At 67.5% G+C, this 23140-nt stretch carries 27 protein-coding genes and 1 tRNA gene; 13 read left to right on the top strand and 15 right to left on the bottom strand.

The window, feature by feature from the left end; all coding sequences use genetic code 11:
- Nucleotides 1-3 precede the first annotated feature (3 nt).
- From ACZ5TV_RS08065 to ACZ5TV_RS08045, 5 genes are all read right to left on the bottom strand, one after another.
- The gene (locus tag ACZ5TV_RS08065) at nt 4-345 is read right to left on the bottom strand and encodes a DUF7126 family protein (protein ID WP_464383684.1); all 342 of its coding nucleotides are present in this window, start codon (nt 343-345) and stop codon (nt 4-6) included.
- Nucleotides 345-1262 carry a glutamine-hydrolyzing GMP synthase gene (gene guaA / locus ACZ5TV_RS08060; protein WP_379779710.1) on the bottom strand — a complete coding sequence of 306 codons (918 nt, stop codon included), beginning with the start codon at nt 1260-1262 and terminating at the stop codon, nt 345-347. The genes ACZ5TV_RS08065 and guaA overlap by 1 nt, the downstream gene beginning before the upstream one ends.
- Nucleotides 1262-2917 (bottom strand): CTP synthase, encoded by a 1656-nt coding sequence (locus ACZ5TV_RS08055; RefSeq protein ID WP_379779712.1) that lies wholly within the window; start codon nt 2915-2917, stop codon nt 1262-1264. The genes guaA and ACZ5TV_RS08055 overlap by 1 nt, the downstream gene beginning before the upstream one ends.
- 214 nt (nt 2918-3131) lie before the next feature.
- Complete coding sequence (locus ACZ5TV_RS08050) at nt 3132-3329, bottom strand: DUF8106 domain-containing protein (RefSeq protein WP_379779714.1); 198 nt, start codon at nt 3327-3329, stop codon at nt 3132-3134.
- A gap of 890 nt (nt 3330-4219) precedes the next feature.
- Nucleotides 4220-4303 (bottom strand) — tRNA-Leu (locus ACZ5TV_RS08045).
- A gap of 122 nt (nt 4304-4425) precedes the next feature.
- Here ACZ5TV_RS08045 and ACZ5TV_RS08040 point away from each other — a divergent pair.
- The 4 genes from ACZ5TV_RS08040 to ACZ5TV_RS08025 all read left to right on the top strand — a co-directional run bounded on the left by ACZ5TV_RS08040 (nt 4426) and on the right by ACZ5TV_RS08025 (nt 7518).
- Nucleotides 4426-4920: a DUF309 domain-containing protein gene (locus tag ACZ5TV_RS08040; protein ID WP_379779716.1), complete on the top strand. Its 495-nt coding sequence runs from the start codon at nt 4426-4428 to the stop codon at nt 4918-4920.
- A complete protein-coding gene (locus tag ACZ5TV_RS08035) occupies nt 4917-5552 on the top strand; it encodes a DUF192 domain-containing protein (protein WP_379779718.1) in 636 nt (211 codons plus the stop codon). Before ACZ5TV_RS08040 ends, ACZ5TV_RS08035 begins: the two co-directional genes overlap by 4 nt.
- Before the next feature lie 57 nt (nt 5553-5609).
- Complete coding sequence (locus ACZ5TV_RS08030; protein WP_379779720.1) at nt 5610-6413, top strand: M14 family metallopeptidase; 804 nt, start codon at nt 5610-5612, stop codon at nt 6411-6413.
- Between the two features lie 307 nt (nt 6414-6720).
- The gene (locus tag ACZ5TV_RS08025; RefSeq protein ID WP_379779722.1) at nt 6721-7518 is read left to right on the top strand and encodes a transcriptional regulator FilR1 domain-containing protein; all 798 of its coding nucleotides are present in this window, start codon (nt 6721-6723) and stop codon (nt 7516-7518) included.
- Nucleotides 7519-7524: 6 nt separating this feature from the next.
- Here the strand turns inward: ACZ5TV_RS08025 and ACZ5TV_RS08020 are convergent, their stop codons facing one another.
- Together ACZ5TV_RS08020 and ACZ5TV_RS08015 are read right to left on the bottom strand one after the other, a co-directional pair.
- Nucleotides 7525-7821, bottom strand: a complete 297-nt coding sequence (locus tag ACZ5TV_RS08020) for a DUF7521 family protein (RefSeq protein ID WP_379779724.1) — start codon at nt 7819-7821, stop codon at nt 7525-7527.
- Nucleotides 7818-8171, bottom strand: a complete 354-nt coding sequence (locus ACZ5TV_RS08015; RefSeq protein ID WP_379779726.1) for an ArsR/SmtB family transcription factor — start codon at nt 8169-8171, stop codon at nt 7818-7820. Before ACZ5TV_RS08015 ends, ACZ5TV_RS08020 begins: the two co-directional genes overlap by 4 nt.
- A gap of 176 nt (nt 8172-8347) precedes the next feature.
- Between ACZ5TV_RS08015 and ACZ5TV_RS08010 the strand changes: the two genes are divergently transcribed.
- The 4 genes from ACZ5TV_RS08010 to ACZ5TV_RS07995 all read left to right on the top strand — a co-directional run bounded on the left by ACZ5TV_RS08010 (nt 8348) and on the right by ACZ5TV_RS07995 (nt 11503).
- A complete protein-coding gene (locus tag ACZ5TV_RS08010; protein WP_379779728.1) occupies nt 8348-8728 on the top strand; it encodes a hypothetical protein in 381 nt (126 codons plus the stop codon).
- Nucleotides 8725-9654 (top strand): ABC transporter ATP-binding protein, encoded by a 930-nt coding sequence (locus ACZ5TV_RS08005; protein WP_379779730.1) that lies wholly within the window; start codon nt 8725-8727, stop codon nt 9652-9654. Before ACZ5TV_RS08010 ends, ACZ5TV_RS08005 begins: the two co-directional genes overlap by 4 nt.
- Entirely contained in the window at nt 9651-10496 is an 846-nt protein-coding gene (locus ACZ5TV_RS08000; RefSeq protein WP_379779732.1) for an ABC transporter permease subunit, read from the top strand. The genes ACZ5TV_RS08005 and ACZ5TV_RS08000 overlap by 4 nt, the downstream gene beginning before the upstream one ends.
- Nucleotides 10497-10606: 110 nt before the next feature.
- Nucleotides 10607-11503, top strand: a complete 897-nt coding sequence (locus ACZ5TV_RS07995) for a hypothetical protein (protein WP_379779734.1) — start codon at nt 10607-10609, stop codon at nt 11501-11503.
- 25 nt (nt 11504-11528) lie between these two features.
- On the opposite strand, the gene ACZ5TV_RS07990 is transcribed toward ACZ5TV_RS07995, so the two are convergent.
- A complete protein-coding gene (locus ACZ5TV_RS07990) occupies nt 11529-11972 on the bottom strand; it encodes a cupin domain-containing protein (protein ID WP_379779736.1) in 444 nt (147 codons plus the stop codon).
- A gap of 110 nt (nt 11973-12082) precedes the next feature.
- Between ACZ5TV_RS07990 and ACZ5TV_RS07985 the strand changes: the two genes are divergently transcribed.
- Nucleotides 12083-13261, top strand: coding sequence for a CBS domain-containing protein (locus tag ACZ5TV_RS07985; protein ID WP_379779738.1), 1179 nt, complete (start codon nt 12083-12085; stop codon nt 13259-13261).
- Between the two features lie 3 nt (nt 13262-13264).
- Here the strand turns inward: ACZ5TV_RS07985 and ACZ5TV_RS07980 are convergent, their stop codons facing one another.
- Nucleotides 13265-14785, bottom strand: a complete 1521-nt coding sequence (locus ACZ5TV_RS07980) for an alpha-isopropylmalate synthase regulatory domain-containing protein (RefSeq protein WP_379779742.1) — start codon at nt 14783-14785, stop codon at nt 13265-13267.
- A gap of 361 nt (nt 14786-15146) precedes the next feature.
- On the opposite strand from ACZ5TV_RS07980, the gene ACZ5TV_RS07975 reads away from it, so the two are divergent.
- Nucleotides 15147-15635, top strand: a complete 489-nt coding sequence (locus tag ACZ5TV_RS07975) for a cupin domain-containing protein (RefSeq protein WP_379779740.1) — start codon at nt 15147-15149, stop codon at nt 15633-15635.
- Nucleotides 15636-15653: 18 nt separating this feature from the next.
- Here ACZ5TV_RS07975 and ACZ5TV_RS07970 read toward each other — a convergent pair whose 3' ends face one another.
- The 3 genes from ACZ5TV_RS07970 to gap all read right to left on the bottom strand — a co-directional run bounded on the left by ACZ5TV_RS07970 (nt 15654) and on the right by gap (nt 18850).
- Nucleotides 15654-16313 carry a hypothetical protein gene (locus ACZ5TV_RS07970; protein WP_464383683.1) on the bottom strand — a complete coding sequence of 220 codons (660 nt, stop codon included), beginning with the start codon at nt 16311-16313 and terminating at the stop codon, nt 15654-15656.
- A gap of 141 nt (nt 16314-16454) precedes the next feature.
- Nucleotides 16455-17672, bottom strand: coding sequence for a phosphoglycerate kinase (locus ACZ5TV_RS07965; RefSeq protein WP_379780842.1), 1218 nt, complete (start codon nt 17670-17672; stop codon nt 16455-16457).
- 119 nt (nt 17673-17791) lie between these two features.
- Nucleotides 17792-18850: a type I glyceraldehyde-3-phosphate dehydrogenase gene (gap, locus tag ACZ5TV_RS07960; RefSeq protein WP_379780839.1), complete on the bottom strand. Its 1059-nt coding sequence runs from the start codon at nt 18848-18850 to the stop codon at nt 17792-17794.
- 160 nt (nt 18851-19010) lie between these two features.
- On the opposite strand from gap, the gene ACZ5TV_RS07955 reads away from it, so the two are divergent.
- Nucleotides 19011-19394 carry an Hsp20/alpha crystallin family protein gene (locus ACZ5TV_RS07955; RefSeq protein WP_379780837.1) on the top strand — a complete coding sequence of 128 codons (384 nt, stop codon included), beginning with the start codon at nt 19011-19013 and terminating at the stop codon, nt 19392-19394.
- Between the two features lie 41 nt (nt 19395-19435).
- Here ACZ5TV_RS07955 and ACZ5TV_RS07950 read toward each other — a convergent pair whose 3' ends face one another.
- A complete protein-coding gene (locus ACZ5TV_RS07950; protein ID WP_379780834.1) occupies nt 19436-20329 on the bottom strand; it encodes an ATP-grasp domain-containing protein in 894 nt (297 codons plus the stop codon).
- Between the two features lie 69 nt (nt 20330-20398).
- Nucleotides 20399-20689 (bottom strand): translation initiation factor eIF-1A, encoded by a 291-nt coding sequence (gene eif1A / locus ACZ5TV_RS07945; protein WP_379780832.1) that lies wholly within the window; start codon nt 20687-20689, stop codon nt 20399-20401.
- A gap of 126 nt (nt 20690-20815) precedes the next feature.
- Here eif1A and ACZ5TV_RS07940 point away from each other — a divergent pair, with 126 nt between their 5' ends.
- Together ACZ5TV_RS07940 and ACZ5TV_RS07935 are read left to right on the top strand one after the other, a co-directional pair.
- Nucleotides 20816-20995 (top strand): DUF7470 family protein, encoded by a 180-nt coding sequence (locus ACZ5TV_RS07940; RefSeq protein WP_379780830.1) that lies wholly within the window; start codon nt 20816-20818, stop codon nt 20993-20995.
- Between the two features lie 116 nt (nt 20996-21111).
- Nucleotides 21112-21351, top strand: coding sequence for a hypothetical protein (locus ACZ5TV_RS07935; RefSeq protein ID WP_379780828.1), 240 nt, complete (start codon nt 21112-21114; stop codon nt 21349-21351).
- 37 nt (nt 21352-21388) lie between these two features.
- Here the strand turns inward: ACZ5TV_RS07935 and ACZ5TV_RS07930 are convergent, their stop codons facing one another.
- The gene (locus ACZ5TV_RS07930) at nt 21389-23065 is read right to left on the bottom strand and encodes a cryptochrome/photolyase family protein (RefSeq protein ID WP_379780826.1); all 1677 of its coding nucleotides are present in this window, start codon (nt 23063-23065) and stop codon (nt 21389-21391) included.
- Nucleotides 23066-23140 lie beyond the last annotated feature (75 nt).

Genomic DNA, 23140 nt, shown 5'->3' with positions numbered 1-23140 from the left:
CGGTCAGTCGTCGCCAGCGAGCTCCTCGGCGACGACGGCGGCGGTCAGCAGCGCCGGATCGACCGCGAGGTCGGCGACGGCAGCGACGAACTCCGGAAGCGACCGCTCCGCGTACGTCACGACGGTCACGTCGGGGTTCAGCTCCTTGGCGACCGGGATCCCGGTTGCCTCCTCGACGTCGGTCAAGACGAGGTAGTCGGCGTCGGCGATCCCAGCGTCGGTCAGCGCTGCGGCGGAGACGACGTCCTCGATCCGCGAGACCGTCGCGCCGAGCGCGGTCAGCTCCTCGCCGACGCCGTGTTCGTCGGGGCCGGCGACGACGACGGTGACGGAGTCGCCCGTCATCACTCGTACTCGATCGTCGCGGGCGGTTTGTGGGTCACGTCGTAGACCACGCGGGCGACGTTCTCGTTTTCGCCCGTTATCCGGCTCTGGATCCGCTGGAGGGTGCTCCAGTCGATCTCCTGTGCGCGGGCGGTCATCCCGTCGCGGCTCTCGACCGACCGGACCGCGACGACCCAGCCGTGGACGCGGTTGTCACCTTTGACGCCAGTCGCCTTGCCGAGGACGGCGGCGAACGCCTGCCACGGGTCGTACTCCGCTAGCTCCTCCTCGACGACATGGGTCGCCTCACGGGCGACGGCCGCCGTTTCGGGGGTCACCTCACCGACGATCCGGACGGCGAGCCCGGGGCCGGGGAACGGCATCCGCTCGGAGATTATCTCCTCCAAGCCGAGCTCGCGGGCGACCTCGCGGACCTCGTCCTTGTAGAGGTCACGCACCGGCTCGACGATCCCGTCGAAGTCGACGACCTCGGGGAGACCGCCCACGTTGTGGTGGGACTTGATGTTCCCCTCGGACTCGATCCGGTCGGGATAGATCGTCCCTTGAACGAGGTAGTCGGCGCCGACGTCGCGGGCAACGTCCTCGAACTCGTCGATGAACCCCTCGCCGATGACGTGACGCTTCTCCTCGGGGTCGGTGACGCCGGCAAGCCGGTCGAAGAAGCGCTCTTGCGCCTCGATGACCCGGAGCGACTCCATAAACGAGAACGTCTCGCGGATCTCCTCGGTCTCGCCTTTCCGCATCAGGCCCGTGTCGACGTAGACGGGCGTGAGCTGGTCGCCGACCGCCTCGTACGCGAGCGTCGCCGCGACCGAGGAGTCGACGCCGCCGGAGAGGGCGATAACGGCGTTCGAATCGCCGATCGCCTCGCGGATCTCGGTTATCGCCTCGTCGATGAACGCGTCCGTCTCGACCATTATAGCCTCACGTCCGCGTTCCGTTCGGTTGTGTCCGTCGATTCCAGCGCCGCCTCCACGAGCGAGACGAACGGCGGGCTCGCCCGGTCCGGTCGTGACCGGAACTCCGGATGCGCCTGCGTCCCGAGGAAGAACGGGTGGTCCGCGCGTTCGAGGATCTCCATCCGATTGTCGGCTCGGCCGGAGAAGCGGAGGCCGTCGGCCTCCAACCGGTCGATGTACTCGGGGTTCACCTCGTAGCGGTGGCGGTGACGCTCGGTACAGGAGTCGGCGTCGTACACCGCGGCCGCCAGCGTGTCCGGGTCGATGTCCGTCTCGTGAGCGCCGAGCCGCATCGTCCCGCCCATGTCCTCCGTCTCGTACTGGTCCGGGAGGAGGTCGATGACGGGATGGGGCGTGTCCGGATCGATTTCGGCCGAATGGGCGTCGGAGAGGCCGAGCACGTTGCGGGCGTGTTCGACGACCGCCATCTGGAAGCCCAAACAGAGCCCGAGGAAGGGGACGTCGTGCTCGCGGGCGTAGCGGATCGCCTCGATCTTCCCCTCCGTCCCCCGGGAGCCGAAGCCGCCGGGGACGACGACGGCGTCCGCCGAGGCGAGCCGCTGTTCGTGACGCTCCGTGGTCTCGTCGGCGTCGACCCAGCGGACGTTCACTTCGGTCTCGGTGTGGATCCCCGCGTGTTTCAGCGCCTCGTGGATGGACATGTACGCGTCCTCTAAGGCGTACTTGCCGACGAGCGCCACGTCGATCTCGCGGTCGCGGTCGCGGGTGACGAGCTCGCGCCACTCGGTGGAACGCTCCGCTTTCGGCAGCGCCTCGTCGACGAGTCCGAGCCGTTCCATCACGTACTCGTCTAACCCCTCGTCTTCGACCATCAGTGGAACGTGGTAGATGTCCTCCACGTCGGGGTTCGAGAAGACGGCGTCCGTCGGCACGTCACAGAACAAGGCGATCTTCTCTTTCGTCTCGGGGTCAAGCCGGTCCTCACAGCGCCCGACGAGCACGTCCGGCTGGAGACCGATAGAGCGCAGCTCCTTGACGGAGTGTTGGGTCGGCTTCGTCTTCTGCTCACCGTTCTTCGAGTAGGGGACGAGCGTGACGTGCGTAAAGAGGATGTCCTCCGGCTCCTCCTCGTGGGCGAACTGGCGGAGGGCTTCGAGGAACGGCATCGACTCGATGTCGCCGACCGTCCCGCCGATCTCGATCAGACAGACGTCGGAGCCCTCGGCTGCCTCTCGGATGCGCCGTTTGATGTCGTCGGTGACGTGCGGGATGATCTGGACGGTCTTTCCGAGGTAGTCGCCGGCGCGCTCGCGCTCGATGACGTGCTGGTACGTCTTCCCCGTGGTGACGTTGTGATCGAACGTCATGTCGGTGCCGAGGAAGCGCTCGTAGTTACCCAAGTCGAGGTCGACCTCGCCGCCGTCCTTGAGGACGTACACCTCGCCGTGCTCGTACGGGTTCATCGTCCCGGCGTCGACGTTGAGGTACGGGTCGACTTTCACCGCGGTCACGTCGAAGCCCGCGTTCGAGAGGAGTCGGCCGGTGCTGGCGGCGGTGATCCCCTTTCCCAGCCCGGACATGACCCCGCCCGTCACGAACACGAACTTCCGACCCAGCGATGGGTCGTACCCAGTGTCGGGATCCGTTGGCATATCGACCGTCCGTCAGGGGTCGGCAAAACCGTTTCGGAGCGGTCGGGACGGCGGGAGAATACTCGACGATCGACCGTGAACGTGGACGGACGATCGATCGGGGACAGGGAGCGATCGGGGCGGAGACGGGATGCGATCGGGGCAGAGACGGGATGCGATCGGGGACGAAAACGGGGAGCGACCGTGAACGCGAAGGATCGAGCGCCGGACGTGCCTAGGCGGCCAGCGGGTCGAGTCGCGTCCGGACCTCGATCGTGGCGCCACAGACCGGACAAACGTGCGTCTCACCGTTCGGCTCTTCTTCGACGAGCCAGTCGCCGTCGGCGTCGCTCTCGTGGCCGCACTCGGGGCAGAACAGCGTCGTCTTCGACCGGGACCGCGGCGCAGGCCGGGCGGATCGGGTGGGGGGCATGGTAAGTATCCCAGTTAGGTGGCCGCGCCGAATAACGTTGTTGGCGACGAACGATCGGGAAGGATCGGCGTTCTCACGCCCGCTCAACCGGGATCGGCACTCCCAACCGAACCAAGGATCTGGCGTGAGGGTTTATATACTATCATCCGCCGACCGCCCCGCTCCCACCGGCCGGACGCCCCGCGACGGCGGCGGCCACCCTGACCCCCGAGATCGGACTGCTGTTCTCGGCGGTTCTCCCCGGTCTTATTTATAAGTCGATCGCGGTAGGTAGCGGCCTGAGGCATGGCTCGGTACATGTGGGAACCGAGGGGCGGTTCAGGGTCATTTATAAAAGAGCGGCGGTCACCGTCGGCGATCTCACGCATTCGTTCGCACCCTTATAAGTACACGAACGCCACGCGTCACGGCGAGTTCCGCGAGGCGTGGAGCGCTTCCGGGAGGCCGTCACCGCCGCTCCCGGTCGTTCCGTGTGAGAAGTTTTGCGAGGGAAGAGCGCTCCGAGAGCGTCTTCCGCATGTACGCGCTGTAGACGCGCTCATGCGAGGGGAGGGATTTGAACCACGGTCGCGCCGAAGGCGCTCCCTGATTCAAATCCCCCTGCACTCACGTGCTGTAGACGCGCTCATGCGAGGGGAGGGATTTGAACTCACTGACCACGGGAAGGCGTTCCGGGCTTCGGTTGCGTCTCTCCGCACCGCCCGACGGACGGGTTCGGGGCTGCGACTTCCCTGCCTCCGCTCGCGTCGCTCGCGGAGACTCTACAGGAACGGGTCTCAAGTCCGCCGCCGTTTCCGGCCTCGGCTAACGTAGATGGTGTTGTGAGAAGTTTTGCGAGGGAAGAGCGCTCCGAGAGCGTCTTCCGCATGTACGCGCTGTGGACGCGCTCATGCGAGGGGAGGGATTTGAACCCACGGACCTCTACAGGAGCGGATCTTGAGTCCGCCGCCGTTTCCGGGCTTGGCTACCCTCGCACGCGACCGGTCGTTCGGTGTCGCCCGTCTTTATCCCGTCGGTTCCGCGCGGACCCAGTTCGGGTCGGGAACACGCCTCGAAACCACGAAACGATTAGGTCGGTGGGGACGGACCGTTCGGTATGGACGATCACACCCGTGACCCGGACGTCGCACCCCCGCTTGCCGGCCAGCCCGCCGGGTGGCGGCGGGAGCGCGGCGAGTCCAACGGGTGGGAACACGGCACGCTCCGGCGGGCGGTCGTGAACGGCGTCCGACTGTTCAACGACGGCGCGTACCACGAGTCACACGACTGTTTCGAGGACGAGTGGTACAACTACGGGCGCGGGACGACGGAGAGCGCCTTCCTCCACGGGATGGTCCAGGTCGCCGCAGGGGCGTACAAACACGTCGACTTCGAGAACGACGACGGGATGCGATCGCTGTTCGAGACCGCGCTCCAGTACCTCCACGGCGTTCCCGAGGACTTCTACGGGGTCGACGTCGGCGACGTGCGGACCACGCTCGCCGACGCCCTCGACGACCCGAGCGCGCTGGACGGCTGGCGGATCACGCTCGACGGCGACCGCCCGAACGCGCGGGCCGAACACTACGCGTACGCCGAACGACTCGAATGAGCGACGACGGACCCGAACCGACCGCCGAAGGGATCGGCTCCTCGACGCGGCGGGGATGGCTCCGCGCGGTCGGCGTTGGGAGTGTCGCTGCCGGCCTGGCAACTACCGGATGCCTCGATCAGGCGGAAAACGGGCGGCGTGAAGTGGGCGAGCAGGGTGGACGGGATGAGCAGGAGGGACGACCGGACGGGACCGGATCCGGGGGCGACCCGATCCATTCGGGGTACGACACCCGGGAAGTGACCGTGGAGACGGCCGACAGCGAGCCGCGAGGGTCGGTGACGGCGGCGATCGCCGACACGCCGGAGCTGCGGTACACCGGGTTGAGCGACACCGCGTCGCTGCCGGCGGACCGCGGGATGCTGTTCGTCTACGAGTCGGTCGCCGATCGCGTGTTCGTGATGCGCGAAATGGAGTTCGGGATCGACATCGTTTACGCGGACGCCGACGGCGTCGTCACGGCGATCCACCACGCGCCCGCGCCGGAGCCAGGTGAGGACGGGGAGTCACACCGGTATCCCGGCCGGGGGCAGTACGTCCTAGAGGTCGCGTACCGATGGACCGCCGACCGCGACGTGGCGGTCGGGGACGTCCTGCGGTTCGGCCCCCGAGAGCCGGCGGACGCCACGTGACCTCCCAGAGACGGCCGGATCCGAACGCCACTTACCCGCCGGTCGTCTGGGTGGCCCATGGACGTGTACGAGCTGGGCGACGGGACGCCGAAGATCGCCGTCGTGGGGGCGATCCACGGCGACGAGCCCTGCGGTGCCCGAGCCGTCGAGCGGCTCGTCGCCGAGTCGCCGTCGGTCGAACGCCCGATCAAACTGATCGTCGCGAACGAGGCGGCGCTGGACGCCGGGGAGCGCTACCTCGACGTCGACCTCAACCGAGCGTTTCCCGGCGACCCCGACGCCGACACGCGGGAGGAACGGCTCGCACACCGACTCCGGTCCGAGCTCGTCGGCTGCACCACCCTCGCGATCCACTCCACGCAGTCGTACGCCGCGCCGTTCGTCGTGATCCACTCGATGGACGAGGTCGCGCGCGGCGTCGCCCCGCACCTCCCCGTCGATGCGGTCGTCCAGACCGACGGGTTCACCGAGGGACGACTGATCGAACACCCCCACACGCTCGAAGTCGAAGCCGGGCTCCAAGGCACCGAGTCGGCGGCCGACAACGCCTACTGGCTGTCGCGGGCGTTCCTCGCGGCGACGGGGGCGCTGTCGGCACCGACCTCGGACGACGCCCTCGACGCCGGCGGCCGGCGGGAGGTCCCCGTGTTTCGGCTTCGCGAGCGGATCCCGAAACCCCCGGCGACGAAGTACGAGGTGTTCGCGCACAACTTCGAGCGCGTCGACGTCGATAGCCGGTTCGCGACCGCGGACGGCGAGCCGCTGCACGCCGACGAGCCGTTCTACCCGGTGTTGCTGTCGGCGTACGGCTACCGCGACCAGTTCGGGTACGCCGCCGAGCGGGTCGGCACGGTCGAGTGAGTCCCGATAACGGGACACGAGGTCGAACCGAGTCCGACACGCCCACTCTTATCCACCGGGTGTCCTCGGTTCGGAGCTGTTCGTCCGTGCGAGGCGATACCGGTGAGCGGGATCAGATGCAACAGGCGTAGCCACACGCACAGTCGAGGTAACAGCACGCACACGGCGAGCAGGGGAGCGGCGCACAGACCCCACAGCCGACCCCGCAGCCACAACACCAGCCGATCCCGCATCCACAGTCCCAGTCACAACTGCTCCCAGTGACGTCGTCGGGACGGGAGTTCGCCGGCGGTTCGGCGAATCCCTCGTGACCGGCGAGCCCGGACACCGCGACGTGGTTGGTCGCGGGACGCAGACGGTCCCCGAGCACGTCCGGGTCGAGCCCCGTCGCGAGCTCGTCGACGCTCTCGGGTGCTCGCGGTCCACCGTAGAGCGAGCGCTCCGGTCGCTCGAGAACGGCGGTGTCGCGACGTATCGCAACGGTGAGTGGCATGCGACGTTCCTGGGTCGGTTCCTCGACCGTCGGTTCCGGGCGTATCGATCGGAGGTGGCCGACGCCGCGAGCGCCGCACCGGTGTTGGAGTCGCTGCCGCGAGACTCGGAGATGCCGCCCGCGTACGTGTCGGGAGCTGACGCTTGGACCGGGACGCCGGCGGTACCCGACCGGCCGCTCACCCCCGTGTTCGAGTCGCTTCGTCGTGCGGAACGGATCCGAGCGGTCGTGCCACGGGCTCTGGCGGGGGCGATCGATCGGTTCCACGAACACGCGACGGACGGCGAGACGTACGACGTTTCGGTCGTCGTGTCGCCCGCAGTGTGGGGCGAACTCGACTGTCTCGACGCGTTCGATCGAGCGCCGGTGCTCACGGACCCGGACCTCGACCTGTATCGTGGTCCGGTCTCGACGACGTACACCCTCTGGATCGCCGACGAGACCGAGATGGGCGTCATCGTCCACACGTCGACCGGTGTCTCCGGGGTGTTACGCAACGAGCACGAGGACGCGGTTCGCGCCGCCCTCAACGAGTTTCAGTCGGTGAAGTGTGAGGCGGATCGCATCGACGCTTCGGCCACGTCAACCGGCTCGATGAACGACGACCGGTAACCGGTCTCAGCTACGAGGGGTCCACAGTCCGTACAGGATACAGCACAATCCAACGATTTGGACGCCCTGGAGCGCGTATCCGGCCGCCATCATCGATCTAGCGGGCAGGACGGCGGTTCCAACGAGGCTCAAAAGCGGGGTCCAAAACACCAGCACGAACCCGGTTCCGACGTACAGCATCGGCCGTTCACCGGACCGACGATAGGCGATGAGCCCGAGGATCCCGATCGCGACGCCGAGTACGGTCGAGGTGGCTGTCAGCCCGAACGCGAGGAGACCGCCACCGAGCGCAGCGTCGATCACTCCTCACGCACCTCGTTGACGAACTCGGTGAACCGGTCAGCCATCCGCCCCCGTCGGGCGACGGTCGCCTCGAACTCGCCGTCGGAGAACTCGATCAGGACGCGGTCGAACGTCGACCGATACACGTGGTAGTGGTGACCGTCCGGCTCCATCTCGACCCGTTCGGTGACGAGCCCACACTCGGAGAGCGTGTCGAGACGCCGATATACGGTCTGTTCCGAGACACCGCAACAGTCGCTCAGCTCCGTCGCGGATCGGGCCTCCGCGTGGGTTTCGGCGAGGATCCGGCGTGCGCGCTCGTCGCTGAGCACGCTGGTTATCACGTGCACGTCGGCGTCATCTCCCTGCATCGATGCGGGGCACGCGGTTATTTAATTCGGATCCACGATTCCAACAGTTGGAGTTACGACTAGAGACATTTAAATCATTGTACGGTGGATTGAGGTATGAACCCCACCACGCCACACGAAGCGGCCCCGTTCGTCACCTCGCTCGACCACGATCCGGTTCGACCGGCCGGTCGACGATGACGGGATCAGGAACGCGCACCCGCTGGGTGTACGCCATCGCCGCCGTGCCGGTCACGTTCGCCCTCCTCGCGGTCGCGGGAACGGCGGTCGCGGCCACGGTCCTGTCCGGGACGACCGCTTTCGGAACGGCTGCGCTCGACGATCCGGTCGTTGGGACGGCCGTAGCCCTCGCGATCGTTCCGAACCTGGTCGCGGTGGTGGTGTTGCCGTATGCGGTGTATCGTGACCTCGGCTCGGTGCGGGACGTTACCGGCGACTGGAGCCCCGACCGGTCGCTCCACACGCTGATCGCCGTCGTGGGACTATTCGTCCCGTTCGTGATCCCGGGGTACGCGACGTACTACCTCGTGAAACGTCGCCGTCACGTGGGGGTGTGACCGTGGCCGAACCGGCGCTCGCGTTTCGTGGCGTAGACAAGCGATACGGCGAGACGGTCGCGGTGGAGGAGCTCTCGCTCGTCGTCGATCCGGGCGAAACGTTCGGCTTCCTCGGGCCGAACGGCGCGGGTAAGACGACCGCGATCCACCTCGCGTTGGGGTTCGTCCGGCCGGATCGTGGACGCGTCGAGGTGTTCGGTCACGACGTGATGGCGACGCCGCGGCAAGTCCGCCGACGCGTCGGTGTGCTTCCCGAGGGGTTCGACGGCTACGACCGTCTCACCGGGCGTGAACACGTCGAGTTCGCCGCCGCCTCGAAGGGTGTCGAGGCGGAGTCATCAACGCTGCTCGACCGCGTCGGGCTCCGAGGGGACGCGGATCGCAGGGTCGCCTCCTACTCGAAGGGGATGCGCCAGCGCCTGTTGCTCGCGATGGCGCTCGTCGGCGAACCGGAGCTGCTCGTCCTCGACGAGCCCGCAACGGGGCTCGATCCCGCCGGGACGGCCCGCCTCAGGGAGGTCATCGGAGCAGCGGTCGAGGACGGCGCAACCGTGTTCTTTTCGAGTCACGACCTCACACAGGTGGAGGCGGTGTGTGACCGCGTCGGGATCCTCCGTGACGGGCGGCTCGTCGCCGACGAAACGGTCGAGACGCTCCGCGACTCCGCCAGTGCACGGGCCGTCGTCGACATCCGGACCGGGGACGCGCCGACACCGCTCGTGGACCGCTTATGCCGTCTCGACGGGGTGGAAACCGTCGACGTCGACGGTCGCTCGGTCAGCGTATCGTGCAGCCGGGACAGGATATCGACGGTGATCGACGCGATAGGAGAGAGTCCCGTGCCGATAGAGGGGATCACGACGGAGACCTCGTCGCTCGAGGAGGCGTTCCTCGATCGAACGACCGGTACCGAGGTGGTCGAATGAGCGCCCTCGTCATCGCACGAAAGGAGTTCGTCGACGCGATCCGGTCACGGACGCTTCAGGGACTCGTCGTGCTGTTCGCCACGTTCATCTGTGGTGGTATCGTGGTCGCAACGAACGTCCCGACCCTCATAGACGCCGACGTGGATCCCGCGACGTTCGGTATCCTGTTCGGGCTGCTCTCGCCCGCGGCGCTTGTCGTGCCGGTGATCAGTGTACTGGTCGGATACCGCGCTATCGCCGGCGAAGTGGCCGACGGCGGCATCTACTGTCTACTCGGGCTGCCACACACCCGTCGGGACGTGTTGGTGGGAAAGTTTCTCGGACGCTTCGGCGTCGTCACCGCCGCCATCCTCGTCGGGTTCACCGTCGGCGCGGCGACGCTGTATCTGACGGTTACGTCGTTCGCCGTGGGGCCGTACCTCACGTTCGTCGCCGCGACCCTCCTGTTGGGGGGTGTGTATCTCGCGTTCACCACGTCGATATCGGCGGCGACCGCCTCCCCGTCCCGTGCAGCCTGGGGCGGGTTCGGCGTTTTCGTGGTGTTCCAGTTCCTCTGGGAGCTCGCCGGGTTCCTCGCCAGATACGCCGTGACCGGAACGGCCTCGCCGGAGCCGCCGCTCCCAGCGTGGTACACTACCTTTGTTCGGTTGAGTCCACAGAACGCGTATCAGGCGGCGGCGACGGTCGGGCTACCGAGCGACGACCCGTTCGTCGCTGGGATCGTCGCCGGGGAAGAGGCCTCGTTACTGACGTCGCGACCGTTCGCGTTCGTGATACTGATCGGATGGCTGTCGATCCCGCTCGCAGTGAGTTACTGGCAGGTGACGACGATGGAGTTCTGATCCGCCCGACGATGGAGTTCCGATCTCGCGACTGACACTCCGTTCCGACCGTGTTCGTTTCGGTAACTTATCAAAACCCATATATCCGAATACATATCAGTAATGTATACATGAACCGACGACAGTTCCTGTTGGCTGGAAGTTCCGCTGCGGCGACGGCCGGGCTCGCCGGGTGTACCGATTTTATCGGCGGCGACGGCGGCGATATCAGCGATGTCGGCACGTGGCTTCCCGATCCGCGCGATATCGACTCGGATCTCGATCATTACTCGTTCGAGGCCAGATCCCCGGCGGCGCAGGCCGAAGCGGTCGACGACCTCGTCTTGGAGACGACGTTCAGGCCGAGCCTCGATTTCGGGTCGGTGAGCGTCACGGACGTCGATAACACGGTCAGCGCGAGCATGAGCACGGGGAGTGCGAACTACTCGTTCGACCTGTACTTCGGCTCGTTCGACGCCGACTGGATCGAGACCAACGTGAGAAACGGCGGATACGGGCGGGACCGGAGCGAGGGCGACCTGACGATCTACGAGGACGGCGACGACTTCGGGAGCCGCGCGATCGCGGTCTCCGGGGACACCGTCATCGAGGCGAGCCACGACGGGGAGGACGCGGACGCGACACGTCTCGTCACGACGCTCCTCGATACGGAAGCCGGCGAGGTGTCCCGGTACACCGACGCGCTCTCGGATATGAGTGACCTCCTCGACCGCCTGCCGGGGGGCCATCAGGTGACCGGTGAGACGTTCGAACGGACGGAGAACAACGACCCCGAGTTCGGCGAGTTCCGGAACCAGGTCGCGTCGGGTCGCTCGGAGACGATCACCGGCCGTGAGATCGACCGCTCCGAGGTGTTGGTGTTCCTCGACGAGGCCGATGTCGTCGAGCGCGACATCGATCGCTACATCGAGGAGAGCGGGCAGTTCGCCGACTTCCTCGGTCAGCCGTCCTACGAGATAGCCGGTCGAACCGTCACGATCAGCGGCACGACGCCGTACTCGTTCTGATCCCCCCTCGACGGTCCGCGAACCGTCACTCGACGAGTTCGATCGTGTCGTCGCCGTTCGGCACCGCACAGAGGAACGCGCCAACGTCGTCGCCCTCGTTGCGGTACCAGTGTTCGACGCCGGCAGGGATGAGAAGGGCGTCGCCGGCCGAGACGACGTGTTCCGCGTCGCCGACTCCGACCACGTACTCGCCCGAGAGGACGTACTGTTCGTGTTCGACCGCGTTGGTGTGACGAGGGACCTCGGCGCCCGGGGCGAGTTCGAATCGTCGAAGCGCGAACGTCGGTGCCCCGTCCGACTCGTCGATCAGTACCCCTTTTCGTAGCCCCTCGGCGGCGGCAACCGCTTCGTACGTGACATCGGTGCCACGCGTGATGACGGCGGACGCGTCGGTGGCGGTAGCAGTATCGGCGGCGATATCCGTGGTATCGGTCGGTTCACGCTCGGCAGAGTCGGTCGGCTCGTCCATATTCGACATGTGTGACCGACGCGACTTATATACAGACGGCGGGGCAATCGGGACGACCGCCCGTTACTGACCACCGGACGTTTAAGCGGGGGCCAGCCGAACGGAAAGGTATGCGTGGACTCCGTATCGGGACCGTCGTCGGCATCCCGGTGAGGCTCAACTGGACGTTCCTGATCGTGTTGCCGCTGTTCGCGTACCTCATCGGCGCCGAGGTGGCGACGATCGCGGAAGTGATGAACGAGACGATGGGCGCGGGCATCGACGCGACGGCGATCACCGGCGGGCTCACGCCGTGGGCGCTCGGGCTCGCCGCCGGCCTCGGGCTGTTCGGCGGCGTGCTCCTCCACGAGTTCGGCCACTCGCTGGTCGCGATGCGGTACGGCTACGAGATCGACTCGATCACGCTCTGGCTGCTCGGCGGCCTCGCCAGCTTCACGGAGTTCCCCGAGGACTGGAAACACGAGTTCTGGATCGCGGTCGCGGGGCCGATAGTCAGTCTCGGCGTCGGTGCCGCCTGTTACGGCGTGTTCCTCCTCGCGCCCACGGGATCGAACGCCGTCCTGTTCGTCTTCGGCTACCTCGCGCTGTTGAACGTGGTGTTGGCCGTCTTCAACATGCTCCCCGCGTTCCCGATGGACGGGGGACGGGTGTTGCGGGCGCTCATGGCGCGGACCCGGCCGCACGCGCAGGCGACCCAGCAGGCCGCCGCGGTCGGCAAGGTGTTCGCGTTCCTGATGGGGCTCGTCGGGCTGTTCACCTTCCAGCTGCTGTTGATCCTCCTCGCCTTCTTCGTCTACATCGCCGCCTCCGGGGAGGCCCAACAGACCACGTTGAAGGCCGCATTCGAAGACGTCACCGTCGCCGACGTGATGACTCGACGCGAGGCGCTCCACACGGTGACCGAGGACACCTCGGTCGCCGAGCTGATGAGTCGGATGTTCGAGGAGCGACACACCGGCTACCCGGTGATGGACCGCGCCGGGCTCGTCGGGATGGTGACGCTGGAAGACGCCCGGGGCATCCGAGAGGTGGAACGCGACGCCTACCGGGTCGAGGACGTGATGGTCACCGACGTCGCGACCGTGGCCGCCGATACTGATGCCATGACCGCGCTGCGCGTGATGCAGGAACACGACGTCGGGCGACTCCCGGTGACGAACGAGGAGGGGGAGCTCGTCGGGCTCATCTCGCGGTCGGACCTGATGACCGCGTTCAACATCATTCAGACGAGCGGGACTCCGAGCGTGATCGCTGGACGGCGGATGGGCGAGGACGGCGGCGTACTGTAGCGGTTACTCGGAAGGGCGTGTGACGCCGGCGTCTTTGTCCGCATCGTTCGCCTCCAGCGCCGAGAGTCGGTCGAGAGCGTCGACCATCGCGACGACGCTAGCTCGCGTGATGTCGGCATCGGCGGCGGACACGGAGACGGAGCGGTCCCCGCGGGAGAGGTCGACCGCGACGGTGACGACGGCGTCCGTCCCGCCGGTGATGGCGTCGACGTGATACGAGTCGAGCTCGAAGGCGGCGTCGTCGACGTGGGAGCCGTCCGACCCAGCGGAGCCGTCCGCTCCGTCCGCCCCGTTCCCTTGCTGGAGCGCCGTTCGCACCGCTTCCAATCCGGCGTCGACCGGTCCGGACCCGGTTCCGGAGGCGACGTGCTCCTCGTCGCCGACGCGGAGCCGGACGGACGCGGTGGGGAGGTTCCCACCCGAAGTCGCGGAGAGGTCGACGAGCTCGACGTTGCGGTCGCGCTCGCGACCCTGGACATCCTCGGCCATCGCGAGCAGATCGGCGTCCGTGACGCGTTTTCCCCGGTCGCCGAGCTCTTTCACCCGCGAGACGACCTCGCGGAGGTCCGTCTCCGTGACGTCGATCTCGTGTTCGGCGAGCGCGGCGGCGACGCCCGCGCGTCCGGCGTGTTTCCCCAACACGAGCCGCCGCTCGCGACCGACCGTCTCCGGCGGGTACGGTTCGTACATCGCCCCGTCCTTCAGCGTCCCGTCAGTGTGGATCCCGGACTCGTGCGCGAAGGCGTTGGCGCCACAGACCGCCTTGTTGGGGGGGATCGCCACCCCCGTGACGTCGGCGACCCGGCGGCAGAGCCGGTAGAGGCGGTCGAGCGCGACCGTATCGACGTCGTAACACCGGTCCAGGGCGATTGCGACCTCCTCGAGCGCGACGTTGCCGGCGCGCTCGCCGACGCCGGTTACCGTGCCGTGGACGGTGTCCGCGCCCGCCTCCAGCCCTGCGTGGACGTTCGCCAGCCCGAAGCCGAGGTCGTCGTGCGTGTGGAGGCTCGTCGGCCCGAGCTCGACGAGCCGCGAGACGACCTCGGCGGTTCGCTCGGGGCCGGCCGCACCCACCGTGTCACAGTAACAGACGCGGTCCGCGCCAGCGTCGAGTCCCGCACCCATGAGCCGTTCGAGATAGTCGAGATCCGCCCGCGAGCCGTCCTCGCCGAGGACCTCGACCCAGAGGCCGTGGTCCGTGGCGTACTCGACGAGCTCGACGGTCGTCTCCACGACCGCGTCGCGGCTCGATCCGACCTTCGTCTCGACGTGTCTGTCGGATGCGGGGACGACGAGATTGATCCCGTCGACGTCGCAGTCGAGCGCCGCGTCGACGTCGGCTTGTACCCCGCGCGCGAAGCTCGTGACCGTCGCGTCGAGGCCCTCGCGGGCGACCCGACGGATCGCCTCGCGCTCGCCCGCCGAGGTGCACGCCGATCCGGCTTCGATGACGTGGACCCCCGCGGCGTCGAGCTCGCGAGCGATGTCGACCTTGTCAGCCGGCGTGAGCGAGACGCCGGGCATCTGCTCGCCGTCGCGCAGCGTCGTGTCCAGTAGCTGTACCTCCTCGAGGTGTGTGAATGGGTTCAAAAGGGTCTCCGTATCGGTGTCGGTGGGGGCCACGCCGTCGTGAGACGAGCGGTCCCGGCTGTCTGATCGGTCGTTACGTTCGGCGGATTTCGCGGCCAGCCGCCGCGAGGCGACTTCCTCTATCCTCCGAACGAGCACGATCGTGTCGTGTCATTCGTACCCGTGCCGACGGGTCACACCCGTATAAGCTGCCGGGTCGTGTCAGGTTTTGTCCGACGGAGTACTCCTCGTCGTCTCCCGACTCCACCTCCCGTCAGCCCCGGTGATTATTCCGACGCCCCGAGAGGAAACACCTATGCGGAAAGTCGCTATCGACGACGTCGACGTCGTCACCAACCCGATGGGCGTTCACGACCTGCGAAAGCCGGTGTCGCGGGCGCTCGGTACCGACCACGTCGCGATGAACTACTTCGAGCTCGCGCCGGGCGACGCGTTCGCCGGCGGGCTCCACACTCACGAGGACCAAGAGGAGGTGTTTTACGTGCTCTCCGGAACCGCCACGTTCGAGGTCGGCCGCGAGCGCGAGCACGTCGACGTGACCGCCGGCGAGCTGATCCGGTTCGCGCCGGGGGAGTTCCAGTCGGGGTTCGTCCGTGAGGACGCCACGAGCGACGTGACCGCGTGGGCGTTCGGGGCCCCCGGGGCACGTCACGACTGGGACGCGATCCGCACTATCGCGACCTGTCGCGACTGCGGCGGGGAGCGTGTCCACGGAGCCGCGCTCACCGACGAGGGGCGGTTCCGGTTCACCTGTACCGAGTGTGGGACGTCGTTCTCGCCGTAGGGGGCGGGCCCACGACCGTCAGCCGAGCAGCGACCGGAGCGAGCGGCGGCCGGTGCCACACGTCTCGCGGTACGTACACCCCGAACATCGGGCGTCGTCGACACGGGCGGGCGGCCCGTCGATCGCCCGGGCCGCCCGCAGCGCCCGACGATACGTCGCCTTGCGGCGAGTCGTGAGCCGAACGGACCGGAGTACTCCGACTGTCGGGTACTCGACGAGCGCACGCGGCACCCGCCGCTCCCGCTCCCACGCCAGCGCCTTCGCGGCGGCGACCGCCCGGACGGACTGGTGTTCCCAGACCCCGCGTTCCGGGGGCTCGCCGGGCGAACAGATCACGGGGACCGGCGGGCCGTCGTCGACACCTGCGAGGACTTTGTGAACGATCCCGTGACAGTCGCGTCCGGCGTGGAACGCCCGCTCCGCGGCGGGGGCGACCAGCCGGTCGTACACGTCGCGCTCGCGCAGTCGGACGAGGTTCCGCCGATAGGCGGCCGGCGACCGACGGATCGGGAGCCGCCGGAGAACGGCATCGGACGCGTCGACCAGCTCGGGGTACCGGAACGCGAGGTCGATCCGTTCACGGACCTCGTCGGGAACACGTCGGTCGTCCTCCCGACGTCGATAGTAGAGCTGTCGGGGGCAGTACGCGGCGGCGGCGAGGTCGCTGAACGGGGTCACGCGCCGGGATCGTTCCGGCTTCGTATATAAAGAGTCGCGCGGCGGGAGGCCGCTGACGGGACGACAGGGTGGTGGGATAGCAAGGTGGCGGGAGGCGGTCGGCGGGACCGCAGAGCGAGTAGGTCGACCGCCGGAGACGAATTACGTCGCGGCCGCCTCGAGCAGCTCGATCGCGGGCAGCGATTCTCCGGTGAGCGCGCGGATATACGCGCCGCCCGCGATGGAGACGTGCGAGAAGTCGGCCTCGTCGAGCCCGTACATCCCGATCGCCCGCGAGGTGTCGCCGCCACCGACGACGGAGAAACAGTCCGTCTCCGCGATCGCTTCCAGCACGCCGACGGTGCCGACGGAGAACCGCTCGTCCTCGAACACGCCGAGTGCCCCCTTCACGAACACCGCGTCGGACTCGTGGATCAGCGGCTCGTACTCCTCGACGGTGCCCGAGCCGACATCGAGGTAGGCATCCGTCTTCTCGTCGATCTCGGCGAGCGTGTGCTCCGCGCGCTCCCCCTCCGAGTCCTCGTACGCAAGGTCGCTCGCGAGGTGGATCGCGTCACCGCGCTCGTCGAGGATCGACGCCACCGCCTCGCGGTTCGCCGCCCACTGTTCGTCGAACAGGTCCATGCCTTCGAGGTCGTGCCCGACCGGATAGCCCGCGGCGCGCAAGAACAGCTCGCCGGCGACGCCACCGAGCAGGAAGCGGTCGACCGTCCCCTCGAGGGCGTCCATCACGCCGATCACGTCGGTTGCTTTCGTCCCGCCGACCACCATCGTCACCGGCCCGTCGAACTCGCGACGGGCGATGGCGGTGTTCGCCTCGTACTCCGATTCCATCACGCGGCCGGCGTACGCGGGCAACACGAGCGGGAAGCCGACGAGCGAGGCGTGGTTCCGGTGGGCCGCGGAGTACGCGTCGTTGACGTACGCGTCGAAAAGCGGCGCGAGCGTTCGAACGAACGCCGTCTCCGCCTTTTCCTCCGGTGCGGCCTCGGGGAGCTCGTCGTCGCACATCCGCGTGTTCTCCAAGAGGAGCACCTCGCCCGCATCGAGCCCCTCGATGGCGGCGACCGCCTCGTCGCCGTACGTGTCCGCGACGAAGGCGACGTCGCGGCCGACGTGCTCCGCGAGGATCGAGGCGTGTCCCGCGAGCGACGTGAAGTCGTCGCGACCGGGACGGCCCTGGTGAGCCATACAGACGACCCGATGGCCCGCCTCGGCCAGCTCGCGGACGGTTCGCGCGTGGCGTTCGAACCGGCGGTTGTCCTGCGGCTCGCCGTCCTCGATCGGGGAATTGAGGTCGAGGCGAACGAGCACCCGTGCGTCGGTCGGCAGATCGTCGAGTGTGTTGAACGTGGACATGTCTGGGATGGTGTCGAAGTGTACCGAGGTGTGTCGGCGAGCGTCGTGAAGACTTCGACTGCGGCGTGTGAGGGCGTCGATTGTCTCGGGGAAACTGTTCTCCGGCAGAGATACGCGGATTACGCCTCGTCGTGGACGAACGCGGCCATGTCGAGCATCCGGTTCGAGAAGCCGTACTCGTTGTCGTACCAGGTGAGGATCTTCAGGAGCTTCCCGCCCGCGATGGTGTTCGTCGACTGCAGGTCGACGTAGCTGGAGAACGGGAGTCCAACGATGTCGCTGGAAACCACTTCGTCGTCGGTGTACCCGAGCACGCCCGCCAGCGGGCCGGAGTCGGCCGCGTCACGGAAGGCGTCGTTGACGGCTTCGGCGTCGGCGGGCTCGTCGAGGCTGACGACGAACTCCGTGATGGAGCCGTTGGGGACGGGGACGCGCATCGCCATCCCGTCTATCTTTCCGTCCAGCTGCGGGAGGACCTCCTGGGCCGCGCCCGCGGCGCCGGTCGACGTCGGGACGATGTTCTCGGCGGCCGCTCGACCACGTCGGGTCTTCGCCTTCGGACCGTCGATGAGCGCCTGCGAACCGGTGTAGGCGTGAACCGTGGTGAGCGTACCGGCCTCGATACCGAACGCCTCATCGAGCACCTTCGCGACGGGCGTGATGGAGTTCGTCGTACACGAGGCGTTCGAGATCACGTCCTCGCCCTCGTACTCGTCGTGGTTGACGCCGTACACGAGCTGTTTGACGGGTTTCTCGCCTTTCGGGGGCGCGGAGATGAGGACGGTGTCCGCGCCGCCGTCGAGGTGAGCGCTCGCGTCGTCCTTCGTCCGGAAGACACCCGTACACTCCAACGCGACGTCGACGTCGAGGTCGTCCCACGGCAGATCCGCGGGATCCTGGACGTTGAACAGCGGGACCGACGTGCCGCCGATCGTCAGCTCGTCACCGTCGTCGCCGAGGGCAACGCCGTCGAGCCGACCCATCGTCGTGTCGTACTTCGCGAGGTACGCCATGTCCTCGAAGTCCATCACGTCGTTGATACCGGCGAGCTCGATGCGAGGGTTCTCGAGCACGGCCCGGAACACGTTGCGTCCGATCCGACCGAACCCGTTTAACCCCACTCGGACGACCTCGTCGTCCGCGATGTCCGCGCCAGCAGTCAAGTACGATTTACTCATAAGCGAAAAAGTGGGACGCAGATACTTAAATCCGACCAGTCACACCCGACTCCCGGTTATCACGGTGTAGAGACCCTGAAAAAGAGATCTTCGACGATCGGTTCCGGCCGATACGGCGGTCGACAGAAGGCTTATCGGGATGACCGTCGTCACGTGAGATATGGACAGAGACGACCGTGACGATCCGTTCGGGGACTTCTTCGAGGAGATCGAACGGATGATGAACGAGATGGCCGGAACCGGAGCCGCGACCGGGGCCGACAACGCCGGGTTCGGGTCGGAGACGCACGTGGACGCGTACGCCACCGAGGATACCGTCCGACTCGTCGCCGACCTTCCAGCCGTCTCGAAGGAAGAGCTCTCCCTGCAGTGTGACGGCGAGGCGCTCACCATCTCCGCGGCGTCGGACCGCCGGGAGTACGACGAGACGGTCGAGCTCCCCGCGGCCGTCGACGAGCGCTCCGGCGATGCGACGTTCAACAACGGCGTGCTCGAAGTCGAGTTCGACCGCGACGACGACTCCGCCTCCATCGACGTTATCTGAGCCGCCGGCCTACACAACGGCGTCTCAGCCAGCCGGTCCCCTTACGCCTCCGCAACCCGCTCGATAAGCCCTGCGAGCCGGTCGTAGAAGCCGGGTTCGTACTTCGTCGCCGCGTCGACGGTCGGGCGCGCGTTCGTCTCGTTGACGACGAGCCGGTCGTCCGTTTCGAGGAGGTCGACGCCGAGGTAGTCGATATCGAGCGCGGCGGCTGCCCGTTCGGCCAGCGCACGACCCCTGGCGTGGAGGTCGACGCCGTTCGCCTCGGCCCCCCGATGGACGTTGTGTTTCCACCGTCCCGCCGCCAGCGCCTCGGCCGGGAGGGTCCGCCGGACCGCGCCCGCGTACTCGCCGTCGACGACCATCGCACGGTAGTCCCGAGCGTCCGGGAGGAACTCCTGTATCAGGTAGGACTTATCGCCGGTCGCCCGGTAGTCGTGGACCAGGTTCAGGTAGTCGACGACCCCCAAAAGCGAGTCCAGGTCCGTCGCCTTCGCGACGCCGACGCCGCGGGTCGCGGAGTTCGGCTTCACCACCACCGGAAATTCGAACCCGGCGACGGCGTCGACGACGACCGACTCGTCGACCGGGTTCGAGACGAGCGTCGTCCGTGGCACGGGGAGCCCGGCCGCCTCGAGCCTCGCGAGCACGCCCGCCTTGTTCCGCGAGGCGAGGACCGCGTCCCGCCCGTTCACCCACGGGACCGAGAGCCGGGTGTCGACGACGGCCCCCTCCATGAGCCGGGAGGGGTACACGAACCCCACGTCGAAGTCGGCGGGTGCGGTCCGATCGGCGGTGTCGTGCCCGCCAGCGACCCGGATCGATCGCTCTTTCGCGCGGACGTGGCCGACCTCGATCCCTCGGTCCGCGAGCGGCTCCCGCACCCGCTCGAACGTCTCGGCACGAGTGGTCATCGCGAGACGAACGGTGTCGGACATCGCGGGGTTACCGGTCGAAGTCACGCGGTCGGGAGGTCACTGGTCGATGCGACGACGAAACGAACCGAGTCACCGGAGGTGCCCTTCCTCGCGGAGCTGTTCGGCCTCGCTCTTCTCGTAGCGCCACGTGATGTCGGCTTTCTCGTCCTGCCAGTCCCACGGATCGACGAGCACGATATCGTCCTCGCGGATCCAGACGCGCTTTTGCATCCGGCCCGGGATCCGAGCCGTCCGTTCGGTTCCGTCGGCACATCGTACCGTGACGCGGTTCGCGCCGAGCATCTCGACGACCTCGGCGAACACCTCGTCGTCTTCGGGCATTCGGAGGTCACGCCGCCCGTCCCCGTCTCCGTCGGTCATGCGTAGTCGGGGATACGTGGCCCATGCGATAAAAGCCCAACCCTCCGAGCCGACGTGTCGACGCGGACGCGGAACGGGACCGACGATCCCGGCCTCTTTAAACCGCGGACGGAGTAGGACGGAGACATGCGAAAGACGCTCGGACTCGAGGGGATCGCCGGTGCCCTGATCGTGTTCCTCGCGATCGCGATCGTCACGCTTCAGGACCCGGTTATCGGCGGCGGAATGATGCTGTTCGTCGCCGGGCTCGCGCTGATCGCGAAAGGGATCGCCGACTCGACGATGCGCGCGTTCGGGATGAAGTGACGCAGGAAAAGAGGACATAACGCGGTGAAGTGACGCAGGAAAAGAGAACAGAGGGCGGGCGAACGCGAAGTAACGCGGGAGAAACGGTTATATCCGACGAGCACGGCCGAAGAGCTATGGTACGGATACCGGCGACCGTCGTCGAACTGTTCGAGCTGCTCGCGCTCCTGATCGGCTCCGTCGCCGTGTCGGGGATCGGCGTCGCCTTGGAGCTCACCGGGATCGAAGCGGTGAGCGGCGGGGAGCTCGCGGTGGGTGCGTGGGCGCTGGTCATGGGGACGGTCGCGCTGTACGCGGGTGTCGTCGCGCTCGGCTACGAGCAGGTGCTCCCGCGAGCGCGAGCGCTCGTGACGTGAACCAGGCGTAGATCGGACGGTCCCGACGACGGCCTGGTTACAGCTCCCCCTCGGCCGCCAGCTCGCGGACGCGTTTTGCGCGATCGCGGATCGCCTCCCACTCCGCGTCGTCCTTGTTATCGACGTGTGAGTACATCAGTCCCATCCGGCCGGTGCCCCGCAGGAGTTCCTCGTTTTCCTTCAAGAAGTCCCAGTACAACGCGTTGAACGGGCACGCGCCCTCACCCGTCGTACGCGACACCGCGTACGGACACGACGCGCAGTGGTCGCTCATGCGGTTCACGTAGCTCCCCGAGGAGGCATACGGTTTCGAGGAGAGCACGTCCGTGCCGAACGATCCCATGGCGACGACGTTGGGCGTCGTGACCCAGTGGTAGGCGTCGACGAAGCCGAGGTGGAACCAGTCGTTGAGCTCGCGCGGGTCCGCGCCGTAGACGAGCGCGAAGTTGGACAACACCATCAGTCGCTCGATGTGATGCGCGTAGCCGTACTCGCGGACGTTTCCGACCGCCTCCGAGAGGCAGGTCATGTCGGTGTCGCCGTCCCAGTACGCCGGCGGAAGCGAACGCTCCTGGTCCAGCTGGTTGGCCGTCGCGAGCTCCGGCATCGCCTCGCGGTAGACGTGTCGCATGAACTCCCGCCAGCCGAGGACCTGTCGGATGAACCCCTCCGCGGCGTTGAGCGGAACCGACGCCGCGTCTCCGTACACGTCCGTCGCGCCGCCGTCCCCATCCGTTGCGTCGTCGCTCCCGCCCGTCGTGTCGTCACCGTCCGGTCCGTCATCGGAGCGGAACGCCTCCAGCGTCGTTTCAGCAGACGACGGATCGTACCCGCCGGGTTCGACCCCACGCTCCTCGTACGCCGTTTCGACCGCGTCCACCGCCTCGCGGGGGTCGAGCAGCCCGAGGTTGATCGCGGGGGACAAAAGCGAGTGCGCGAGGAACGGCTCGGTTCCCACCATCGCGTCCTGATACCGGCCGAACGCCGGGAGCCGCCGCTCGACGAAGTCGTCGAGCGCCGCCAGCGCCTCCTCGCGAGTCACCGGCCAGCCGAACCCGTCCAGCGAGTCGTTCCCCCACGTGTCGAACCGCTCGGTGACCCACTCGTGGGTCTCGCGGGTCAACGCGTCCGGTTCGAAGCGCCGAGGCTCGGGCGGCTCCCAGTCGTCCGGCGGGGTCTCCTGGTTGTGGTCGTCGTAGTTCCACTCCCCGCCGACCGGCGCGTCGCCGTCCATCAACACGCCGGTCTCCCGGCGCACGTGTCGGTACCAGTGTTCCTGTCGGTACGTCCGGTCGGAGTCGTGCTCGCCGGTCCACGCGTGCCAGTCGGCAGGCGTCGTGTAGAACCGCTCGTTCTCGACGAGCTCGAGGGTACCGCCGTGCGCGGTCACGATCTCACGGAGCCGCTCGCCCGCCCCGTGGCTCGGAGGACGCATGAGCCGAAGCGTCGCGTCGGGACGGTCGGCGAGGAACGCCGCGACGCCGTCGCCGAAGGAGTCGGCCCGCAGGTACGTCACGTCGTGGCCGCGCTCGCGGAGGTCGTCACGAGCGTGGCGCATCGCCGAGAAGACGAGCGTCAGTTTGTGGGCGTGGTACGGCTTTCGGTCCGCGAACCCGCTCGCCTCGATCAGGAGGACCTCGTCGGCGGCGGCGAGCGCGTCGAGGGTCGGGTCGAGCTGGTCGCCGAGCAGCCACAGCGTCGTCGAATCGCTCACGCTCAGTGTACGCTCGCCTCGGATAAATGTCCGTGGGGGGAACCGCGTGGCTCCCCACGGGGTTTTTACTCCGTC

This window comes from Halorubrum tibetense (assembly GCF_055396225.1).
The sequence above is the reverse complement of the archived record's forward strand: the minus strand, read 5'-3'. Positions and strand labels throughout refer to the sequence as shown.